Source organism: Streptomyces sp. NBC_01255 (assembly GCF_036226445.1).
GTDB lineage: Bacteria > Actinomycetota > Actinomycetes > Streptomycetales > Streptomycetaceae > Streptomyces.
This window is the reverse complement of the sequence record NZ_CP108474.1, coordinates 607,816-628,018: the sequence shown is the minus strand read 5'-3', so window position 1 is coordinate 628,018 and position 20,203 is coordinate 607,816. Positions and strand designations below refer to the sequence as shown.

Annotated in this window: 15 protein-coding genes; 8 read left to right on the top strand and 7 right to left on the bottom strand. The window is 71.2% G+C overall.

The genetic code is table 11. From position 1 onward, the window contains the following. Window positions 1–6 precede the first annotated feature (6 nt). The 3 genes from OG357_RS02590 to OG357_RS02580 all read right to left on the bottom strand — a co-directional run bounded on the left by OG357_RS02590 (window position 7) and on the right by OG357_RS02580 (window position 3,255). Entirely contained in the window at window positions 7–1,518 is a 1,512-nt protein-coding gene (locus OG357_RS02590; protein ID WP_329619536.1) for an APC family permease, read from the bottom strand. Between the two features lie 110 nt (window positions 1,519–1,628). After that, window positions 1,629–2,522: a DUF4436 family protein gene (locus OG357_RS02585; RefSeq protein WP_329619535.1), complete on the bottom strand. Its 894-nt coding sequence runs from the start codon at window positions 2,520–2,522 to the stop codon at window positions 1,629–1,631. Between the two features lie 178 nt (window positions 2,523–2,700). After that, entirely contained in the window at window positions 2,701–3,255 is a 555-nt protein-coding gene (locus tag OG357_RS02580) for a TetR/AcrR family transcriptional regulator (protein WP_329619534.1), read from the bottom strand. A gap of 134 nt (window positions 3,256–3,389) precedes the next feature. On the opposite strand from OG357_RS02580, the gene OG357_RS02575 reads away from it, so the two are divergent. Then, the gene (locus OG357_RS02575) at window positions 3,390–3,992 is read left to right on the top strand and encodes a TetR/AcrR family transcriptional regulator (protein ID WP_329619533.1); all 603 of its coding nucleotides are present in this window, start codon (window positions 3,390–3,392) and stop codon (window positions 3,990–3,992) included. A gap of 70 nt (window positions 3,993–4,062) precedes the next feature. Here OG357_RS02575 and OG357_RS02570 read toward each other — a convergent pair whose 3' ends face one another. Next, a complete protein-coding gene (locus tag OG357_RS02570; RefSeq protein ID WP_329619532.1) occupies window positions 4,063–6,390 on the bottom strand; it encodes a M9 family metallopeptidase in 2,328 nt (775 codons plus the stop codon). A 395-nt stretch (window positions 6,391–6,785) separates the two neighbouring features. On the opposite strand from OG357_RS02570, the gene OG357_RS02565 reads away from it, so the two are divergent. The 6 genes from OG357_RS02565 to OG357_RS02540 all read left to right on the top strand — a co-directional run bounded on the left by OG357_RS02565 (window position 6,786) and on the right by OG357_RS02540 (window position 14,788). Beyond that, entirely contained in the window at window positions 6,786–7,775 is a 990-nt protein-coding gene (locus OG357_RS02565; protein WP_329619531.1) for an alpha/beta hydrolase, read from the top strand. Between the two features lie 68 nt (window positions 7,776–7,843). Then, a complete protein-coding gene (locus OG357_RS02560) occupies window positions 7,844–9,382 on the top strand; it encodes a peptidoglycan DD-metalloendopeptidase family protein (protein WP_329619530.1) in 1,539 nt (512 codons plus the stop codon). Between the two features lie 82 nt (window positions 9,383–9,464). Further along, window positions 9,465–11,492, top strand: coding sequence for a family 43 glycosylhydrolase (locus OG357_RS02555; RefSeq protein ID WP_329619529.1), 2,028 nt, complete (start codon window positions 9,465–9,467; stop codon window positions 11,490–11,492). Between the two features lie 506 nt (window positions 11,493–11,998). After that, on the top strand, window positions 11,999–12,805 hold the full coding sequence (locus OG357_RS02550) for a serine/threonine protein kinase (protein ID WP_329619528.1): 807 nt from the start codon (window positions 11,999–12,001) through the stop codon (window positions 12,803–12,805). Continuing rightward, complete coding sequence (locus OG357_RS02545) at window positions 12,802–14,232, top strand: serine/threonine-protein kinase (RefSeq protein ID WP_329619527.1); 1,431 nt, start codon at window positions 12,802–12,804, stop codon at window positions 14,230–14,232. The genes OG357_RS02550 and OG357_RS02545 overlap by 4 nt, the downstream gene beginning before the upstream one ends. A 103-nt stretch (window positions 14,233–14,335) precedes the next feature. Then, window positions 14,336–14,788 (top strand): RICIN domain-containing protein, encoded by a 453-nt coding sequence (locus tag OG357_RS02540; protein ID WP_329619526.1) that lies wholly within the window; start codon window positions 14,336–14,338, stop codon window positions 14,786–14,788. A gap of 50 nt (window positions 14,789–14,838) precedes the next feature. Here the strand turns inward: OG357_RS02540 and OG357_RS02535 are convergent, their stop codons facing one another. Continuing rightward, window positions 14,839–16,500, bottom strand: coding sequence for a peptidase M23 (locus tag OG357_RS02535; protein ID WP_329619525.1), 1,662 nt, complete (start codon window positions 16,498–16,500; stop codon window positions 14,839–14,841). A gap of 228 nt (window positions 16,501–16,728) precedes the next feature. Between OG357_RS02535 and OG357_RS02530 the strand changes: the two genes are divergently transcribed. After that, complete coding sequence (locus OG357_RS02530) at window positions 16,729–18,258, top strand: right-handed parallel beta-helix repeat-containing protein (protein WP_329619524.1); 1,530 nt, start codon at window positions 16,729–16,731, stop codon at window positions 18,256–18,258. Window positions 18,259–18,268: 10 nt separating this feature from the next. On the opposite strand, the gene OG357_RS02525 is transcribed toward OG357_RS02530, so the two are convergent. Further along, on the bottom strand, window positions 18,269–19,468 hold the full coding sequence (locus OG357_RS02525) for a sensor histidine kinase (RefSeq protein ID WP_329619523.1): 1,200 nt from the start codon (window positions 19,466–19,468) through the stop codon (window positions 18,269–18,271). 74 nt (window positions 19,469–19,542) lie between these two features. Next, window positions 19,543–20,199, bottom strand: coding sequence for a response regulator transcription factor (locus OG357_RS02520; protein WP_329619522.1), 657 nt, complete (start codon window positions 20,197–20,199; stop codon window positions 19,543–19,545). Window positions 20,200–20,203: the final 4 nt, after the last annotated feature.

Here is a 20,203-nt window from a genome sequence, read left to right as displayed (position 1 = left end):
GACGTCTCAGGACTCCTTGTGATCGGGGACCAGAGCCGGGTCGGCGACACTGGGGCGCTCCTCCCAGAACGCCGGTGCCCACAGGCGCCGTACGAGCATGATGACCACGCCGACGACGGCGATGCCGATGCCGATGACGAGCGGGGGCCCGAGGCCGAACCACGAGGTGCCGCTGTACGAGTTCTCCGGATCGGACATGTCGGAGACCGACCTCACCAGGAGCCACGCCAGCAGCCCGGCACCGACCAGGGGGCCGACGCCGATGAACAGGAGGTTGTGGACGCTCTTGAAGAGGTGACGGCGGTAGTAGATCACGCAGGCGAGGCCCGTGAGCGCGTAGTAGAAGGCGATCAGCAGCGAGAGCGCGGTCAGCGAGTCGAAGAGGGCGTTGGTGCTGATCTGGTTCACCACGAGATACCAGGCGATGGCGATGCCGGCGACCCACCACGTACTTACGTCAGGGGTGCGGAAGCGCCGGCTGACGTGGCCGTAGTGCGCGGGCAGCGCCCGGCGGCGTGCCATGGAGAGCGCGGTACGCGACGCCGGGATGATGGTGGTCTGCGTGGAGGCGATCGCGGAGGTGCAGACGGCCATCAGCAGGATCCAGTCCCAGCCGCCCATCACGTCCCCGGCGAGCTGCGCGAAGATGAACTCCTCTTCCCCGGCGTTCTCGGCCAGGAACGTCGGACCGGCGTAGGCCACGACCGCGAAGCCCACGGACACGTACGTCACGAGCAGGATGACGGTCGACCAGAGTCCCGCCTTGCCGGGGGCGATCGCGGAGTCCTTGACCTCCTCGGTGAGGTTGACCGCCGACTCCCAGCCCCAGTAGATGAAGACGCCCAGGAGCAGCCCGCCGGTCAGCGCAGCGCCACCGGCGCCGAACGGGTTGAGCCAGCTGAGGGCGGGTTCGACCGAGTCGTACTTGCTCGTGCCGGCGTAGACGGCGTAGAAGGCCACCGCGACGAAGATCAGCAGGCAGACGACCTGCGCCAGGATGAGGACGTTCTGGAGCTTCGCCGACAGTTCGGTGCCGATGACGCAGATGGCCGTCATCACGAGGATGAGCAGCACCGTGAGCAGTTGGCGTACGAAGGTGTTGTCCACCCAGCTGTCGAGGCCGACGGCGAGCAGGCCGAAGGTGACGGCCACGTCGGCGAGCGAGCCGACGACCAGGACGCCGGTCATGGCGATGGCCCAGCCGCCGAGCCAGCCCGCCCACGGGCCCATGGCGCGGGTGACCCAGGAGAAGGTGGTGCCGCAGTCCTGGTCGACCTTGTTCAGGTAGTAGAACGCCGACGCGATCAGCAGCATCGGCACGAAGGCCGCGAACATCACCCCGGGGGCGTAGATCCCGACCAGTGCGACGATCGGGCCGATCACGGCCGCGAGGGAGTACGCGGGGGACGTGGAGTTGAGCCCGATGACGAGGGCGTCCACGAAGCCGATCGCGTTGTGCTTGAGTTCCGCCGGCTGTCCGGCGGGCTCGGCGGGCTCGGTATGCTCGGCTGCTGCCATGTTCCCTCGCTCCGGTCGAACCCCGAAAGAACCGCGAGACCTGTCCCTTCATCGTAGGAAGCCCCGGCCGCACGTGCATGCGCGGGATCCCGCCGGCGGCGCCGGGGGCGTCACTTACCGTGCGTGTCCGATGGCGTCTCCGCACTCGGTGGCCGGCGCTCCGCCGTGAAGCCGGCGACGACCACGGTGACGAGACAGAAGGCGACGACCGTCTCCGCCCAGAGGAACGCGATGTAGTCCATGAGGCAGCCGATGGGCGGCGCGCCCGGGGCCGTGTTGCGGAAGGCCGCCAGGGCGAAGAGCGTGGCGGCCATCCAGCCGAGCGCCGGCCAGGTCAGGCCCTTGCGCCGGGTGACGAGGAACCACGCTCCGATGAGCACCGAGACGGCGAGCGCCCACATGGCGGCCATCATGAAGCCGGCGAAGATCAGCACGCTGTTGGAGCGCCCCAAACCGACGTCGAAGACCGCGGTCCCGTCGACGTCCGAGGCGTCCACCGTGGCCGCGAAGAGCGCGTCGCTGTTGGACAGCGTCACGTGGACCGGGACCTTCCGGCCTCCCTGGGCGGCACTGAACTCGATCGCCGCGTCGTAGGCGTCGAAGGGGTAGTCCGTGATCGAGCCGCCGGTCAGGGTGACGGGCAGGTCCATGGTCGCGATACGGCTGTGCGCCGGGAAGGACAGGTCGCCCCGGGTGGAGGTCGAGGTCTGGATCGCGAGGTCCTCGGTGGGGGAGACGCCGCCGGCCTCGGCCAGGTCTCCCCGTGGGGTCACCTGGACGCGCAGGATCAGCTCCCGGCCGGCGGCGTCGACACGCTGGATCGAGGCGTCGACGTCCACGCGGTCGGGAGCCGGGCTGCCCACCCCGTACACGGTGTCGAGGGCTTGGCGTTCGCCGATCTGGAGCCATGTGCCGAAGGCGACGGCTGCCGCGATCAGGACGCAGGCCAGCACGACGGGCACGAGCCTGCCGCGGCTCGGCTCGCGTCGGCGGGTGTCGGACAACAGGGTCTCCGATCAGGAACTCGCACGGCAGGCGTCACGCACTGCCCTGCGAACAGGGTGCACGCCCTCCGGCCGGTGGTGCGCACAAGGGCTTCGTGTCGCGAGATCGGCTGCTCAGGGACTCGGCGCATCGGCTGCTCGGCGACTCAGGGACTCAGGGACTCAGGGACTCAGCGGTTCAGTGGCTCAGGCGCTCGACCTCGATGGACACCGCCTCCCTCACCAGTTCGCGGGCGTGGGGCAGGGGCAGGGCGCCGCTGAGCCAGCGCGTACTGAGCCCCTCCAGAAGTCCGGTGAGCCTCTCCGCGGATGCCGTGAGGGCCGGCGCGGGAGCTGTCGGCCGTACGCAGCTCAAGAGGTCCGCGACATCGTGGATCCAGGCCAGCGTGGCCCTGGCCAGATCGCCGCGCAGCTCGGGCTCGAAGATCGCACTGGCGCGCAGCTCCCCCCACGCGGTGCTGTTCTCACGGACCTCGGGAACGTCCTGGAACTCCAGGAGGAGGGACCGCTCCAGCTCCTGCAGGGCGTCGAGGGGCCCGCCGACGCCGTCCTCGTCGGACGTGTACCGGTCGGCCCTGTCGCTGATGAACTCCAGGGTGTGCCGCAGGGTGCCGGCCCGGTCCTTGAAGTGGTAGTAGATCAGCGCGGTGGACACCCCGGCCTCGGTCGCCAGCTCCTCCATGCGCAGCCCGCGGACTCCGCTCCGGGCTATGACCCGGGCGGCACCTTCCAAGATGGCCCTTCTGCGGTCCGTCGCCACGTGATCCCCCTCGTGAGTGGTCTGAACCAGCAGTGTCGCATATTGACTGAATCTTTAGTCAAAGTTGCGGACGGATGGTGGCTGCGGGGGGAGATAAAGTGCGGGTCATGGCGTCTCGCAGCACTCAGATCCTCGAAGCCGCCGCCCGGGTGATCGCCCGGCGCGGGGTCCGCGGCCTGCGCGTGGAGGAGCTGGCCGCCGAGGCGGGCGTGTCCACCGCGCTGATCTACTACCACTTCAAGGACCGCACCGGGATCCTGCTCAAGACGCTGGAGTTCATCAGCGACCGTGCCGCGCACTACACGACCCATCGCGAGCCGGACGCCGCACCGCTCGGCCCGCGGGAAGAACTCGACCAGACGCTTCTGCCCGAACTCCAGGACACGACCGAGGTCAGGGAGAACAGCAGCGCCTGGGGCGAGCTGCGCGCCAGCGCCGTCTTCGACGAAGTCCTGCGGGAAGACCTGACGAGAGCCACGGCGGTCTGGGTCCAGGAGGTGGCGGAGCTGCTGGGCGAGGTCCGGCCGATGGCTCCGGCAGCGGCTCTCTCGGCCGCCGCCGAGCGGCTCACCGCCCTCCTGGAGGGCCTGAGCATGCGCTGGCTCAGCGGAACGCTCCAGATTTCCCACGCCCGGACGCTGATGAGCGAAGCCATCGACGCCGAGGTCGAAGGGCTGGGCCGCCAGGACCCGTCCGCGTACGCCGGGTAGGCCGCGTGCGCCGAGTAGGCCGCGTACGCCGGGGCCGGCCGGAACTGCCGGCCGGCCCCGGTGAACCGGCCTACTTGGACTGCGTGGAGAGGCTCACGCCGCTGAAGTCCTGCGCGGCGGCGAGGCTGAAGTACACCCAGCCGGACGGCGGGTTGTCGATCGTCAGGGTCTCGCCGTTGCCGGCGTTGGTGGACTTCGCCTGGTAGCTGCCGGTGGTGGCCCAGCTGCTGCCGTAGTACAGGTCGGCGTTGCCGGTGCCGCCGCTGCTGGTGATCGTCAGCTGCTTGAGGCCGGCCGGCAGGTACACGAAGTGGTAGCTGTAGTTGCCGGTGGTGGCGGCGAGGTTGTCCCGGCGGCAGTTCTTGTCGAACTGGCGGGGGTCGCTGATGGTGCAGAGCTGGGCGGAGGGGGCCGAGGCCTCCGGCAGCGGACCGCAGTCGTTCGTCGCGCAGGCGGTCGTCAGCCAGGTGGCGAAGTCGGCGTCGTAGCCGGTGCCGATGGTCTGCTTCAGGAAGGTGCGGGCGCCGTTCCAGTCACCCGCGCGGTACTTGGTGAGCACGGTCTCGACGTCGGCGGGGTGCGCCTGGAGCATGTATCGGACCGCGAGGAAGCCCCAGCGGTAGACGCGGTTCGAGTTGACCTCGGGGTCCGCCTCCTGGCCGTAGACGGTGTCGAAGAGGTCGCTGAGCTTGTACGTCTTCTTGCCGGCCTCGGCGATCGCGTCGGCGTTGCGCTCGTTGCGGTAGCCGAACGAGATGTTCTCGGCGATGCCCTCGACCCACCAGATGGTCGGCGTGGTCATGCCCGCCTCGAAGTCGCCGGCCATGTTGTAGCGGCCGTCGAGGTAGTGGGTGTACTCGTGGTTGAGGTTCCAGATCTCGAAGTCCGGGCGCAGCCAGTGGGCCTCGTGGGCGATGAAGCGGGCCTGGTTGCCGGCGGCGGCCGGGTTGCCCTCCTCGTACATGCCGCCGTTGTCCACGTCGATGTTGTAGATGGCCCAGGCGTACAGCGAGTAGTTGGTGTAGTCGTCGAAGACGACGACTTCGAGGTTCGTGTTCACGTCACCGGGGATCGCGCCCTTGTCGCCGATGACCCGGTGGAAGTACGCGTCCTGGTTGACGAGGCTGGTGCAGGTGGCGGCCAGCTGTCCGGGGGACATGTCCTGGGCGCGGATCTTCAGGCCCGGGGTGCACGTGTGCTGGATCGGCAGGATCGCGGGGAGGACGCGGTCGCCCAGGTCGCAGATGGCGTAGGCCGCGCAGTTGCCCCTGTCGTACTGGCGCGTGTACCAGCCCAGGTTCATGGTGATCGGCGCGGTGGGGCCGACGTTCGGGTAGCGGTTGATCAGGTCCTTCAGCAGCGGCCGGACCCGGTCCTTGAGCTCGGGGACGTCGAGGGCGTGGCCGAGGAAGCGGCCGACGTTGCTGACGACGTCCAGGCGGTTCAGCTGCGCGCTGTTGCGCGTGATGAAGCCGGCCCAGGTGTCGAGGATGGCGGGGTCGGCCTTGAGGGCGGCCCGCCAGCCGCGGTCGTCGTTCCTGGCCTTGAAGCCGTTCTCGACGACCCACTCGACGTGCTGCATGGAGAGGTTCATCTGGCTCGGCCAGGTGCCGTCGTAGCTGCCGAGCATCCACTTGACGACGCCGGCGTACCGGCCCGCCGCGTGGGTGCTGTCGATCAGCGTGACGACCTCGTTGAGGATCTCGCCGTTGGCGTCGGTGACGTCCTTGCTGCGCGGCGAGGCGAAGAACGCGTCCAGCGCGCCGAGCGCCGCGCCGTCCAGCGCCGTGCCGTAGTCGCCGACGACGTCCGCGTGGTTGTCCTGCACGTAGTAGCCGGCGCGCAGGAACAGCACCAGCTGGCCGATGGCGGCGCTGTTGTTGCCCGAGTAGGTGGCGGACGCGTCGCGCAGCGCGTTGGCGACGGTCACCATCTGGGGCTCGCGGAAGGCCTTGCGCGCGTCCTCCCCGGTGAGGCTGAACAGCGGGTACGTACAGGTGATTCGGGGGAGGGCCTTGAGCTGCTGGACCAGCGCGCTGCCCGTGGCGTTGATGACGCCGGAGAGGTCACTGCAGTCGTCCGCGGCGGCGGCCGAGGACTGCTTGCCGACCTTGACGGGCTTGAGCACCGGGGCGGGTGCCGGGGAGGACTCCGCGGCACTGTCCTGCGAGGAGATCCGGAAGCGGGAGCTGTTGCTCATCGCGTCGGGCGACTTGGGGACGGGGATCGACCGCGGCGCCGAGGCGGCGGTTCCGGTGGCGTTCGTACCGACCGGGGTCGTGGCGCCGACGGAGGCCGCCTGACTCCGCGGGGTCAGCAGGCCGAGCGCGATGAAGACGGCTGCGCCGAGTGCAGGGAGTCTTCGCGCGTTGGCCTTCGATATCCGGAAGGGATGCATCTGTGGGGGCCTCCGGGGCCGTTGTGGCCACGTGCGGGGGACACACGGGCGACTGATGTGTGACATGTAAAATTTCACATGTCGCATCGTGCGGGAAGTGTTTCGGCCAGATTGACCGGCCCGCAACGGAAACGGTGTCCACTGCCGAGACCGGATCGCCGCGATTGAGGCGTTTGCGATGTCCGAGGAGCATCGGAAGGAGCGCCTAGCCGACGCGGCCCCCGTCTGTCAGTCCGCAATCTTCCGGAGTCTCCCCGCGCGCGCCCGTTGCTACGGTCCAGACCTCACGTTCGCCCGGCCCGGACAGACGGCGCCGGCACGGTCCGAAGCGGCGCGCGGCATGGGTCCCGCACCGCTTCCGGACTCATCGTCATGCTCCCTACCTGGAGGTCACGTTGAGCGCGCAGCACCCCACTCGCAGGAACATCCTCAAGACCGCCGGTGGTCTTTCGGCGGCGATGACCCTGGGTGCCGCAGGCGTCCTGGGGGCGGCGGCGCCGGCGTCGGCCGCCGGTGACGGCTTCGGTCTGCACATCGTGGACCACAACGAGGCCGACCACCGCATGTGGTACTACCGGTTCTCGACCAGTGCGATCGGCTGGAACCCCGCGGTCAACGTGCTCCTCCCCGACGACTACCACTGGAGCGGGCGCAGGTACCCGGTGCTCTACCTCTTCCACGGTGGCGGCACGGACCAGGACTTCATCACGTTCGACCGCGAGGGCATCCGTGCCTGGACCGCCGGCAAGCCGATCATCGTCGTCATGCCCGACGGCGGGCACGCGGGCTGGTACTCCAACCCCGTGAGTTCCAACGTCGGCCCGCGGAACTGGGAGCACTTCCACATCGCGCAGCTGATCCCGTGGATAGACGCGAACTTCCGTACGTACGCCGAGTACGACGGCCGTGCCGTGTCCGGCTTCTCGATGGGCGGCTTCGGCGCGCTGAAGTACGCCGCCAAGTACTACGGCCACTTCGCCTCCGTGAGCGCCCACTCCGGCCCGGCCAGCCTGCGCCGGGAAGGCGGCCTCGTGGGGCACTGGGCCAACGCCTCCGCCGCGGCCCTGGACCTGGGCGGCGGCACGATCTACGGCGCGCCGTTCTGGGACGAGGCCCGCGTCAGCGCGGACAACCCGGTCCAGCGGATCGAGAGTTACCGGCACAAGCGGGTCTTCCTCGTCGCCGGCACCAGCCCCGACCCGATCAACTGGTTCGACACGGTCAACGAGACCCAGGTTCTCGCGGGTCAGCGGGAGTTCCGGTCCCTTCTCGGCGGCGCGGGAATCCCGCACGAGTGGTACGAGCTGCCCGGCGGCCACTTCATCCGCCACGACATGATGCAGCGCGACATCGACGGCATCATCGGCCGCCTGCGGAGGGCGTGAGCGGCACTCGCCCCGCTCCACGTCCGTCCTCCGCCCATCCCCGGACGATCACAGAGAAGGAGCCTTCCGTGCTTCTCGGACTGTCCCGACGCGCGCTGAACTGTGTGGTCGCGGCGACAGCGGCTCTTCTGCCGTTGCTGCCGGCCGCGGCCCCGGCCACGGCTGCGGCCCCGACCACGGCCACGGCCGGGACCGCCGGCTCGGCCTCGGCGTGCCCGGCCGCCGGCTTCGTGAACCAGCCCTTCCACCCCGGTCACAACGGCGTCGACATCGCCAACGACACCGGGACGCCGATCTACGCCGTGGGCGACGGCGAGGTGACCATCTCGGGATACGCCAGTGACTACGGCCAGTGGATCCGCATCCTGCATCCGGACGGGAGGACCTCCGAGTACGGGCACATGTACCAGCGGGACGTCTCGGCCGGCGACCGTGTGGTGGCCGGCCAGCGGATCGCCCTGATGGGCTCCGAGGGCAACTCGACCGGCCCCCACCTCCATCTGCGGATCTGGGCGGGGGTCCCGAACAATTCGAACGGACTCGACCCCGAGGTCTACCTCGCGGAGGGCGGCGTGGTGCTGCCCTGCATCCCCGGCAGTGGTCCACGGCCCAAGCCCCTGGTGTACCCGGTGGAGTCGGGCCGGGTGGTGTCGGCGCGGTCGGCGGACGGCCGCCTGGAGGTGTTCGCCGCCGGCGCGGACGGCGTCCAGCACGCCTGGCAGCAGGAGGCGAACCGTAACTGGTCGGAGTGGGAGCAGACCGGCGGTCCCGGCAACGCCGAGCTCGCGATCGCTCCCAACGCGGACGGCCGCCTGGAGATGTTCGCGATCAACGGGAACACCTTCCGGCACCGCTACCAGCTCTCCCCGTCGGGCGGTTGGTCCGCCTGGGAGGACTTCGGCGGCGGCGGTCGTGACATCGCGGCCGGCGTCAACGCCGACGGGCGCATCGAGGTCTTCGCCTCCGGCCCGGTCGGCGTCTTCCACCGGTACCAGCTGACCCCGAACGGCGGCTGGTCGCCGTGGGAACCGACGGGCGGCGGGCCCGCCGACAGCCGCATCGAGATGGAGAAGTCGCCCGACGGCCGCCTTGAGGTGTTCGCCCTCAACGGCAGCACCTTCCAGCACCTGTACCAGACGGCCCCGAACGGCGGCTGGTCCTCGTGGGACGACTTCGGCGGTGGCGGTCACGACCTCACCGTCGACCACAACGCCGACGGCCGGATCGAGGTCTTCGCCTCCGGCCCGGCCGGCGTCTTCCACCGGTACCAGACAGGTCCCACCACGTGGTCGGGCTGGGAATCCACCGGCGGCCCCGCGAACGCCCAGCTCAGCAGCGCGCGCACGGCGGACGGCCGCGTCGAGGTCTTCGCCATGAACGGCGACACGGCCGTGCACGCCTGGCAGACCGCGGTGAACGCGCCGTACAGCGCGTGGGAGGCCTTCGGCGGCGGCGGCACCGAAGTCACCGCCGCCTCCAACGCCGACGGGCGGATCGAGGTCTTCGGCACCAGTCGCGCCGGCACCTACCACCGATGGCAGACCGGCTTCTCCACCTGGTCCGCATGGGTCTGGGTCAACAGCACCGCAGGCCCCTCCCTCGACTGACCCTTCCGATCGCCACACACACGACCCGCGGTCGGCCGAGCCCCACGGCACGGCCGGCCGCGCGGTCCGTCTGGAGACGCCCATGCTTCCGATCAGCAGACGGAACCTGCTGCGGGGTGCCACCGCGGCCGGCGCGTTCGCGTTCCCGGGTGCAGCCCGGGCCACGACCGCCGAGGCCGTCGCAGCCCCTCGGTGGATCGGCGCGGGGCCGTTCGCCCGCGTCTACGACCCCTCCACCGTCACCGGACCGCGCTACCTCAACGACCACACGCTGATCAAGGCCCGGGGACGCTGGCACCTGTTCGGGATCGTCGGGGACAGCGCGCCGCCCGGCGAATCCCCGGACAGCTCGGCCGAGATCGCCTTCGCCCACGCCTCCGCGCCCACCCCGCACGGCCCCTGGACCACCCACGCCGACGCCCTCACCGTCGCACCGTCCTACTTCGGCGAGGAACACCTCTGGGCGCCGCACGTCGTCGAGGCGGGCGGCCTGTACCGAATGTTCTACGCCGCCGGCGGAGCGAGCGGCGCCGCGATCAACCTCGCCACCTCCACCGACCTGTTCACCTGGACCCGCGAACCGTCCGGGCCTCTGTTCCGGGGGATCGCGGCGCGCGACCCGATGGTCCTGCGGGTCGGCGACGAGTGGGTCATGTACTACACCGAACTCTCGGGCACGAACGACGGCCACCATGTCGTGGCCTACCGCCGGTCCGCCGACCTGCTGCGCTGGAGCGAGCCGGGCGTCGCGTTCACCGACGCGAGCACGGACACGACCGTCTCGGTCACCGAGTCGCCGTACGTCGTCGAACGGGACGGCTGGTACTACCTGTTCATCGGGCCGCGCAACGGCTACGAGGGCACCGACGTACTGGCGTCGCGCGATCCGTTCCACTTCGACCTCACCGGCCACGCGGGGCATGTACCGGGCCACGCGGTGGAGGTGTTCACCGACGGGGAGGAGTGGTACGCCAGCGCCGCGGGCTGGTTCGGGCAAGGGCTGTACGTCGCGCCCCTGCACTGGCGGGACACACCACCTCCGTGGCAGAGCCCGGACAACCCGGTGGCGGGCCTCGACGTCGACGGCCGGCTGACGGTGTTCGCGCTGGACGCCGCCGACCGTTCGATGCTGCGGCGCGTCCAGCTCGACCCGAACACCGACATCTGGTCGGAGTGGGAGACCTTCGGGGGGCCGGCCGGTGCGGTTCCCACGCTGGGGCGCAACACCGACGGCAGGCTGGAGGTGTTCTCCCTCGCTCCCGGCGGCCTGAACCTGCATCACCGCGTGCAGCGCCCGGACGGCGGCTGGCACGACTGGGAGGAGTTCGGCGGTCCCGCCGGCGCCGCCCCCGCCGTCGCCCGTAACGCCGACGGCCGACTGGAGGTCGTCGCGTCGAGCCCCGGCGCCGCCTCCTTCGCACGGCGGCGGCAGTGGTCGCCCGGATCGCGGGCCTGGGAGGCGTGGGAACCCGGCTTCGGCGGAGCGGCGGGCGCCCCGCCGGTGGTCGCGGCCAACGCCGACGGCCGACTGGAGGTGTTCGTCCTGGCGGCCGGCGGCTCCGGCATCCGGCACCGGTGGCAGGAGGCCCCCAACGGCGCCTGGACCGGCGCGTGGCACTCCTTCGGCACCGCGGCCGGTGCCGCGCCGCGGACGGCCAGGGACGGTACCGGCCGACTGACCATCGCCGCGATCGGACCGTCCGGCGTGGGGACGTTCTCCCGGCGCCAGGCCGTGCCGAGTGGCGGCTGGGACGGGTGGCAGCCGCTGTTCGGCTGGAGTGCCGCCGCCCCGGCGATCGCCGCCAACGCCGACGGCCGGCTGGAGGCGTTCTCCCTCACTCCCGGCGGCGCCCGGCTCAGCCACCGCTGGCAGGTCACGCCCGGCGGGAACTGGGATCCCGGCGGCGAGTTCGGCGAACCGGGGATCAGGCTCGCGGCCACCCCCTCGGCGGCGCTCGACGCCACCGGCCGGATGCACGTCTTCGCCGTCACCGGCGAGGGCCGGGTACGGACCCGTGTCCAGGCATTGCCGAGCGGCGGGTGGCGACCGTGGGCGGAGTTCGGCGACCGCAGGGTCGCGCCCCTCGTGTCGGGCAGTCCCGCTCTCTGAGTCGGACCGCGCCGCGCTCCATGTGCGGATCTCGCCACGTGAAGTCGGTGAATGGGCGGTTCGATCGCGTCACGAACGGCCCGGATCGCCACGCGTCCCCTCCGGGCGCGGTGACCTTTCCCACCTTGCACGGGGCGTGACACGGCATGCGCGGTCGGGTGCGAGGGTGGGTCCGCTGCCCCCGGGCGCGGCCGTCGGCAGCCCGTCTCGCTCGCCTCGGTGCGAAATTCTCGGCCGATCGGTGCGGCAGACGGCCGAAAACGACATCAAATCGCCGACCCACGCCGACGTGGAGGTGTCCTGGGTCACAGGGCACGCTCTTCGCGGCACGTGTCGGCCGGGGCCCAGGGGCGGATGACTGCGGCGGTTTCCGCGCGCCGCTCCGGCGGGCCTCCGGCCACCGCGGTCCCTCCGGCCCGAAGTGGCCGAAGCGCGCCGGTGAACTCTCCTGACTCGTGAGTATCGTTCCGCTCGTCCGGCACCGCGACGGGAGGAAGAGGGGGAGCGTGAGCGGCGTAGTCGTCCATCTGCCGCAGGGGAACGGTGGCGCCGACGGCGGCGAACCGTGTGCCGACGCGGTCACGTTACGGCTCGGCCCCGGCCAGGTCGCCCGCTTCGGACGGGGCTCCGAGACGACCCCGGTGGAACTCCGACTGGCCGACGCGGCGATCTCCCGGCTCGCCGGCGAGATCCGCGCGACCGACGACCACTGGCAGCTGACGAACCACAGCACCACCCACTGCTATCTGGTGGAGAACCCCGAGGGGGCCGGTGAGTACCTGAGGGTCCCGCCGCGGCGCGTCGGGGCGCCCGTCCCGTTCGAGTTCTCGCGTGTGGTGCTGCCCACGCGCGGAGACCTCACGGTCTCCTTCCAGGTGTTCGCGCCCGACCACGTCTATCTGGACCCGGAGGCGATGGGCGTTCCCTGGGGCAGCCGCACGGTCACCGCGTACTCCCTGGACGAGTCGGCCACGTACTTCCTCGTCCTCGTCGCGCTCTGCGAGCCTCGCCTGCGCGACCAGTCCCGCGTGGCGGTCCCGACCACGCCCCAGATCGTCGAGCGACTGAGGGGGCACGTCACCGGCGGCACGCTGACCGCCCGGGCGATCAGCTCGCACATCGACTACCTCGCCGAGGAGAAGCTGCGCATCGGCGTCCCGGACGCCCACGAACCCGGCAAGGGCGAGCGCCGCAACGGCAAACGCGAGGAGATCGTCGGGCTCGCGCTGCGGTTCGGGCTCGTACGGGAGGAACACCTCGCGCTGCTGCCGTCCCTGGCCGGCGGCGGGCGGGAGCGGCAGGGGCCGCGATGACCCCGCAGGGCGGCCCGGGCGACGCCACGGGACACGACCCCACGGACCTGCTCCCGCCCGGCTACCGGGCGGGGGACTGGGTGGTCACCGAGCTGATCGGGGCCGGAGGCTGGTCCACGGTGTACGCGGCCCGGCCGGCCGACGCGCCGCAGGACGGTCCCGTCCGGGTTCGCGAGGGCCGGTCGTCGGGTGTCACGGACGTCGCGCTCAAGATCATGCCCACCGCGGGGCTCGCGCCGCGCCAGGCACGCAGGATCGTGGAATCCGCCCACCGCGAGGTCGAACTCGGGCGCAGGGCCGGACATCCCCGCCTGATCGGTCTCCGGGAGTCCTTCGTCCTCTCCGCACCGGACCTGCCGGCCGTGGACGGCGCGATCGTGCTGGTCATGGAGCGGGCCGCCGGGAGTCTGCGCGAACTCCTCGACGCGGGCGTGTCCGAGGCCGATCGCGGCCGTCTGATCGCGGGGATCTGCGAGGGCCTGGCCCATCTCCACCGGTCGGGCTGGGTGCACGCCGACCTGAAGCCGGAGAACATCCTGCTGGGCAGGGACGGGTCCGTGAAACTCTCCGACTTCGGCCTCGCCACGGAGCTGACCGGGACGCACGGGTACGTACCTCCCATGGGCACCCTGGACTACCTTCCGCCCGAACGGTGGAGGGCACCGCTGGGGGAGCTGGGCGTGCAGGTCCGGCCGAGTGCCGACATCTGGGCCCTGGGTGTCGTCGTCCACGAGGTGTTCGCCTCCGGTGCCTCACCGTTCCCCGGCGCCACGCCCGTGGCGCGGGGCGCCGCCGTGCAGGAGTACGGCGAGGGGCGTGCGCCGCTGCGCATGGACCTCGCGGTGCCGCCGTTCTGGCGCGCACTGGCCGCCGACTGCCTGGCCCCGACGCACGCGGCACGCGCCCCGCACACGGCCGAGAGTCTGCTCGCCCGCATCGCCGCCCGGGAGGGGACGGGCGACACCGGGGCGCGACGGCTGCGGGGCGTGGCCCGGGCCGCGGTCCTCGCCGCCGCGCTCTGCGGGACCGCCGGCGCGACCCTCTGGTCGGACGCGGTGCGGGAGGGCGCGTCCGCGGGGCCCGGCCGTGCGGTCGGCACGCTCACGGTCTTCAACGCCGAGCGGGGCTGCCAGGACCGGGCCGACCGGGACCCGCAGTGCAGTCTGGGCCTGGCGATCGATCCCCAGGGGCCGTACGCCGCGGACAACGTCGTCACGACCCGGGTGTGGCACGGCGACGCCCTCACCGCCGACTGCCGGCTGCCCGACGGACAGCCCATCGTGGACGAGGCGGGCCTGCAGTCCACGCTCTGGTTCCGCGTCCGGCTCAGGGACGGCTCCACGCACCCCGCGGCCTGGCTCCCCGCCGTACGCACGAAGGACCGGCCGGCGCTGCCGGGGTGCCCCCCTTCCACGGCCGGGCGCTGATCAGGCCGTTGTCACTCCGGAGCGTTCCGGATGCCCGGCGCCGGGGGCGCACGGCTAGCTTGCGGACCGCCACGTCCACCACACGAAGGAGACGACGAACCCCATGCGCGCCATGCGATCGCTTCTGCTCGGCGGGACCCTGGTCCTCACCACCCTCGCGGCTCCCGGCGGTGCCCTGGCCGCGTCGGCGGGGGCCACCGACGCCGTCCAGAGCTTCCGGAACCAGGCCACCGGCCGGTGCCTGGACGACACCAGCAACGGCTTCCGCGTCTGGAGCTGCAACGGCAGCACGCCCCAGCGGTGGAACGTGCACGTGTGGGGCGACGGAACCCGCCAGCTGAGGAACGAGAACACCGGCCGCTGCATCGAGGACACCGACAGCGGGTTCCGTACCGCGGTCTGCAACTCCGGCGCGGAACAGAGCTGGTGGGTGACGGTCTGGGGCGACGGCACCGTCCGCTTCCAGAACCAGCTCACACAACGCTGCATCGACGACAGCTCCCTCGGCCTGCGCACCTGGGCCTGCAACAGCACCGAGTACCAGAGCTGGTCCTGAAAGCCCGGGGGCGCCGTGACCGTTCCGCGGTTCCGGCGCCCCGAGGCGACCTAGTTCACCGCGGGACCGGAATCGTTCAGCCAGCCCCAGTCCGCCCAGGTCGTGAACCCCGTCTGCCAGCGGTGATAGACCCCGGCGTGGCTGGTGCCGAACACCTCGATGCGACCGTCGGCGTTGTTGCTCGCGCCGATCTCGGTGCCACCGCCCCCGAAGGTCTCCCAGGGCGCGTACGACGCGTTCGGCGCGGTCTGCCAGGTGTGACTCGCGGTGCCGGCGTTGATCGCGAACACCTCGACCCGGCCGTCCACCGACCGCGAGGCGGTCAGCTCGGCGTCGGGGATCCCGCCGGTGCCCGTCCAGGCCGACCACGAGGCCGGGCCGGTCTGCCACCGGTGGAACACGCCGTCGGCGTTGGAGGCGAACACCTCCAGCCGGCCGTCCTGGTTGTGGGTGGCGGTGACGTCGTGACCGCCGCCGCCGAAGTCCTCCCAGGCGGACCAGCCACCGCTGACCGCGGTCTGGTACAGGTGCCCGAACGTCGAGTCCGACAGCGCGAACACCTCGAGCCGCCCATCGGGTGCGTTCTCCATGGCGAGTCGCGCGTTGGCCGGGCCGCCGCCGGTGCCCTCCCAGTCGGCCCAGGCGCCGCTGGGAGCCGTCTGCCAGCGGTGGAACACTCCGGAGGCGTTGGAGGCGAACACCTCGATGCGGCCGTCGGCGTTGCTGCCCGCGGCCAGCCGGTATCCCCCGCCGCCGAAGTTCGCCCAGCCCGACCAGCCCGCGCTGGGCCCGGTCTGCCACATGTGGTCGAACGTGCTGTCCGAGAGCGCGAACAGCTCCAGCCGGCCGTCCGCGTTGGACGCCACCGCCAGCTGCGCGTTCCGCGGACCGCCCTCGAACCGCCACTGCGACCAACTGCCGTTCACCGCGGTCTGCCACGCGTGATAGACCCCGTCGGCCCCGGCGGCGAAGGCTTCGAGCCGCCCGTCTGCGGACCGTCCGGACACCACGCGTCCCGAGCCGTACGGGTGCTTGGGACCTGCGCTCACACCGGACCACAGCGCGTTGGCGATGGTCACGGCGTCGCCCGCCTCGACGGCGTACAGGCCACGCAGGTCCTCTCTCGGTCGCTGCACGTTCCAGCACACGTCGCCGATCGCCTGGTTGTTCCACGAGCCGCCCGGATAGAGCCGTTCCATCTCGTCGAGGAAGGCGTTCGTGGCGTAGGCCGGGTTCAGCCGTTCCTCCCGGCTGCCCCACCAGTCCTGCTGCTGGAACAGCCCGAGGCTGGTGTAGTCGACGGCCTGGGAGTAGTTGTTCATGCTGCTCTCGACGATGATCGTGGCGATGGCGATCGCCGCGGCTCTCGGGTTGAGCCCGCGGTCCTTCACCGCCTGCGTGACCATCCGCGCGCAGGACACCTTGTAGGCGTCGAGGTATCCGGCCATCTTCGCCCGCAGCTGAGGGTTGAGCTGGTCGGCCATGACGCCGTCGGTGGCCGACGGGCCGGCCGGGTCACACGGCACGGTCGGAATGGCGAACCCCTGTGGTCCGCTGAAGTACCGCGAGACGCCGTGACGTTCGCCGTCCGGGCTCGGCACCGATGCGTGTCGGGCCAAGGCGACCGAGGTGGTCATCCCCATGACCAACCCCCAGACAGCGGCCACGAAGGCCGTTCTGGTGAGCACACGGCGTAAGAGACTTCGTGCCATCGTGAGCCTTTCTGTCGTGAGGAGTGCCGTCGAATCGGCAAGCTAGTGGTGGGCTGGCCGGGCAAGGCATCCGGAACGATCCGGAGTGACAGGGGCGACGTTCCTGATGCGGGAGCCCACCACCCCCTGAGTTGATCGAAATTCGATCAATCGACCGAGATTCGTTGACTCGATCACGTGTCGGCTCTAGCTTCTGGCGGCAGCAGACCGTCAGAAGGGTGTGGCGTCATGACCATCGGAGCACGTTGGGGACGGAAGGTGACGAGCCGTGGGCTCGTCGGCGCCGCTCTCGCTCTCACCGGAACCCTCGCTCTCGCCGACGTACCCGCCTCGGCCGCGGGAAGCACGACCTACGTGAACTGCTCAAGCCCGACGGCCGGAGACGGCAGTCAGGCGTCGCCGTTCAACAGCATCGGCCAGGCCAACGGAAAGGTGTACGCCCCTGGTGACACGCTCGCCTTCGCGTCCGGCACCACGTGCACGGGCTCCCTCGCGCCCCAGGGCAGCGGCACCGCCACCGACCCCATCACCCTCACCGCCTACGGCGCCGGCGCGCTGCCCGTGATCGACGGCGCCGGCGCCGCCCACGCCGTCTCCTTCGCCAACCAGGACCACTGGCGGATCAGCAACCTCAAGCTGACCAACCCGGCCTCCTCGCTCGCCCGTCGTGCCGGTCTGCGGATCTCCGCCACCGACGGGACGGCGCACCGCGGTTTCGACATCGGCCATCTCGTCATCGACCGCGTGGCCGGCCAGACGAACAAGAACAGCCCGACCACCGAGGACTTCGTCCAGTCCGCGGGCATCGTCACCGGCGCGAGCGGCACGAACTCGACGCTCAACGACATCCACGTCCACCACAACCAGATCAGCAACACGGGTGGCGGAGGCCTCAAGATCCGTGTCGGCGCCATGGCCGTCAAGGGCTCCGGCGTCCTGATCGAGCACAACACCATCAAGGACGTCGGCGGCGACGGCATCATCGCCAGCTACGCCGACGCACCCATGATCCAGTACAACAACGCCTCCGGCGTCGGCAACGGCGTCTACCCCTTCTCCGGCGGCAACTTCGCCGGCATCTGGGTGCTCGGCGACCACAACCCGACCATCCAAAAGAACGCCGTCCACGGCATCACGCGGATGTCCGTGGCCGACAGCCAGGCGTTCGACTGTGACTGGGGCAACACCGGCACCTGCACGATCCAGTACAACTTCAGCCGCGACAACATCGGCGGCTTCTTCCTCGACTGCGACGGGTGCGGGACCATCGGCGGCGCCCGCCAGATCATCCGCTACAACATCTCCGAGAACGACTGCCGCATGAGCAGCGTCAGCGCCGGCCGTTCCGCCCTGCACATGTACAACAACGTCATCTACTGCACGGACAGGAAGCTCGACATCACGCTCCCCGACGAAAGCGTCGTCGAGAACAACATCTGGGTGGGCACCGCCGACTCCCGGCTTCCCACCGGCCCCGGCGTCCGGTGGCTCTGGAACGTCTTCCAGGGTGTGCCGCGGCCGACCGCCAACGGCATCGCCGGCGACCCGCACTTCGTGAACCCCGGCACCGGCGGCGACACGATTCACTCCGTCGACGGCTACAAGCTGCGTACCACCTCCCCGGCCCTGAGCAACGGATCCGTGATCAGCGGCAACGGAGGCCGTGACTACTGGGCGAACCCCGTGTCCGCCCAGACGAAGCCGCACCGCGGCGCGTACAACGGCCCCGGCATCCAGAGCGACCAGCCCACCGGGTAGCGCCCGGACGTCAGCTCCTGGCCGGAGGTCGCTCGTGCTCGTGGCGGCTTGCTCCTTCACGGGGTTCGCCGTGGGTTCGGCGAGGCAGTTCGACCCGCACCGTCAGTCCGCCTGCCGGGCGAGGCGTCGCGGTGATCGTGCCGTGGTGGGCGAGGGTGGCCGCGCGGACCACGGCGAGGCCCAGGCCCAGGCCTCTGCCCCGGAGCCGCCGGCCGCGTTCGAACGGCTCGAAGAGCGTGGGGATCTCGTCGGGGTCGAGGACGGGGCCGGTGTTGGCGACCTCCACGAACGCCAGCTCCCCGTGGACACCCGTGGCCATCGTCGCGGTGCCGCCCGGATGGTTGTGGCGGACCGCGTTGGCCAGCAGGTTCAGCGCGATGTGCCGGAGCAGTGAGGGGTCACCCGCGACCGGTGCGGGGGCGAGGTGCGCCGTGACGCGGACGTCCGCGGTCCGGGCTTCCTCGGCGAGGTCTTCCGCGGCGCTCCTGGCGCCGTCGGCGAGGTCCGCCGGGTGCGGTGTGACGTGCGCGCTCTCGCCCCGGGCCAGGGTCAGCAGCGCGTCGATCAGGTGCTGGGAGCGGGCGTTGGCGTCCAGCGCCCGCTGGAGGGCGGGTTTCAGGTCGGCGGGGACACGGCCCTGGGCCAGGGGGATCTCCAGCGCGGTGCGCTGGAGGGTGAGGGGCGTGCGGAGTTCGTGCGAGGCGTGAGCGGTGAAGTGCCGCTGGGCGGTGAAGCTGCGGTCGAGCCGGTCGAGCATGGCGTCGAACGTGTCGCCGAGCTCGCGGACCTCGTCGCGCGGTCCGCCCAGGTCGAGCCGTTCGTCGAGGGTGCTGCCCGCGCCGATGCGGCGGGCGGCCGCCGTGACCTGGGTGAGACGGTGCAACGAGCGGCGCCCGGCCCACCAGGCGAGGAGTGCGGCCAGGGCGCTGAAGACGACGAGCAGGAGCAGCGACCGGACGAGCAGGTCGTCGAGGATCCGGTGCCGGAAGTCGTCGAAGGCTTCGGCGGGGGTGGTCAGTGCGGCCGGTGAGCTGTCCGGCGGCAGGGGAGCGGGGCTGCGTCCCGGCTCGGGGGTGCCGGTGACCGGGATGGCGGGCGTGACGGGCGCCGGGACGAGGAGGGAGCGGTTCTCCTCGATGAGCTGGCGGGAGCTCAGCCAGTTCAGCAGGAGCAGTCCGGCACCGAGGACGACGAAGACCGACGTGGTCATCAGGGTCAGCCGGCCTCGCAGGGGCAGCCGGTACGGTGGCGTACGGCGAGCCGCGCGACGCCGGTACGGGCGGCTCACAGCCGGTACCCGAAGCCCGGATCGTGGCTGATCGGCGAGGGTTCGCCCAGCTTGCGCCGCAGCGCGTGAACGGTGACCCGGACCGCGGTGGTGGCCGGGGCCAGGGCCGCGTCCCACAGCCGGTCCTTGAGTTCCTCCGTACCGACCGGGGCGCCGTCCGCCGCGAGCAGCAGCTCCAGCACGCCGAGTTCCCTGGGCGTCAGCCTCAGCGGCCGGCCGTCGCGCTCCGCGACCCGGCGGACGGTGTCCAGACTGATGCCGTGCCGGCTCAGCACGGTCGCGGTGCCGCCGGTGGAGCCGCGGCGCCCGAGGGCGCGCAGCCGGGCGACCAGCTCCAGGTAGGAGAACGGCTTGGCCATGTAGTCGTCGGCGCCTTGGCCGAGTCCGTCGACCAGGTCGGACAGGGCGCCGGCGGCGGTGAGCATCAGGATCCTGGCCGGGTAGCCGGCCGTGTTCAGCGCCCGGCAGACGGCGTCCCCGCTGAGGTGGGGCAGGTCCCGGTCCAGGACGAGGACGTCGTACGAGGCGGCGGCCGTCATCTCCAGAGCGCGCGCGCCGTCGTGGGCGACCTCGCACACCATGCCCTCCTCACGGAGGCCCTCCGCGAGCATCGTGGCCAGCTCCACCTCGTCCTCGACGATGAGCACCCGCATTCCG

Coding starts and splice junctions, on each gene's coding strand:
- OG357_RS02590 (WP_329619536.1), bottom strand. CDS start 1,518: ATGGCAGCAGCCGAGCATACCGAGCCCGCCGAGCCCGCCGGACAGCCG.
- OG357_RS02535 (WP_329619525.1), bottom strand. CDS start 16,500: ATGGCACGAAGTCTCTTACGCCGTGTGCTCACCAGAACGGCCTTCGTG.
- OG357_RS02540 (WP_329619526.1), top strand. CDS start 14,336: ATGCGCGCCATGCGATCGCTTCTGCTCGGCGGGACCCTGGTCCTCACC.
- OG357_RS02520 (WP_329619522.1), bottom strand. CDS start 20,199: ATGCGGGTGCTCATCGTCGAGGACGAGGTGGAGCTGGCCACGATGCTC.
- OG357_RS02555 (WP_329619529.1), top strand. CDS start 9,465: ATGCTTCCGATCAGCAGACGGAACCTGCTGCGGGGTGCCACCGCGGCC.
- OG357_RS02570 (WP_329619532.1), bottom strand. CDS start 6,390: ATGCATCCCTTCCGGATATCGAAGGCCAACGCGCGAAGACTCCCTGCA.
- OG357_RS02525 (WP_329619523.1), bottom strand. CDS start 19,468: ATGACCACGTCGGTCTTCGTCGTCCTCGGTGCCGGACTGCTCCTGCTG.
- OG357_RS02545 (WP_329619527.1), top strand. CDS start 12,802: ATGACCCCGCAGGGCGGCCCGGGCGACGCCACGGGACACGACCCCACG.
- OG357_RS02575 (WP_329619533.1), top strand. CDS start 3,390: ATGGCGTCTCGCAGCACTCAGATCCTCGAAGCCGCCGCCCGGGTGATC.
- OG357_RS02530 (WP_329619524.1), top strand. CDS start 16,729: ATGACCATCGGAGCACGTTGGGGACGGAAGGTGACGAGCCGTGGGCTC.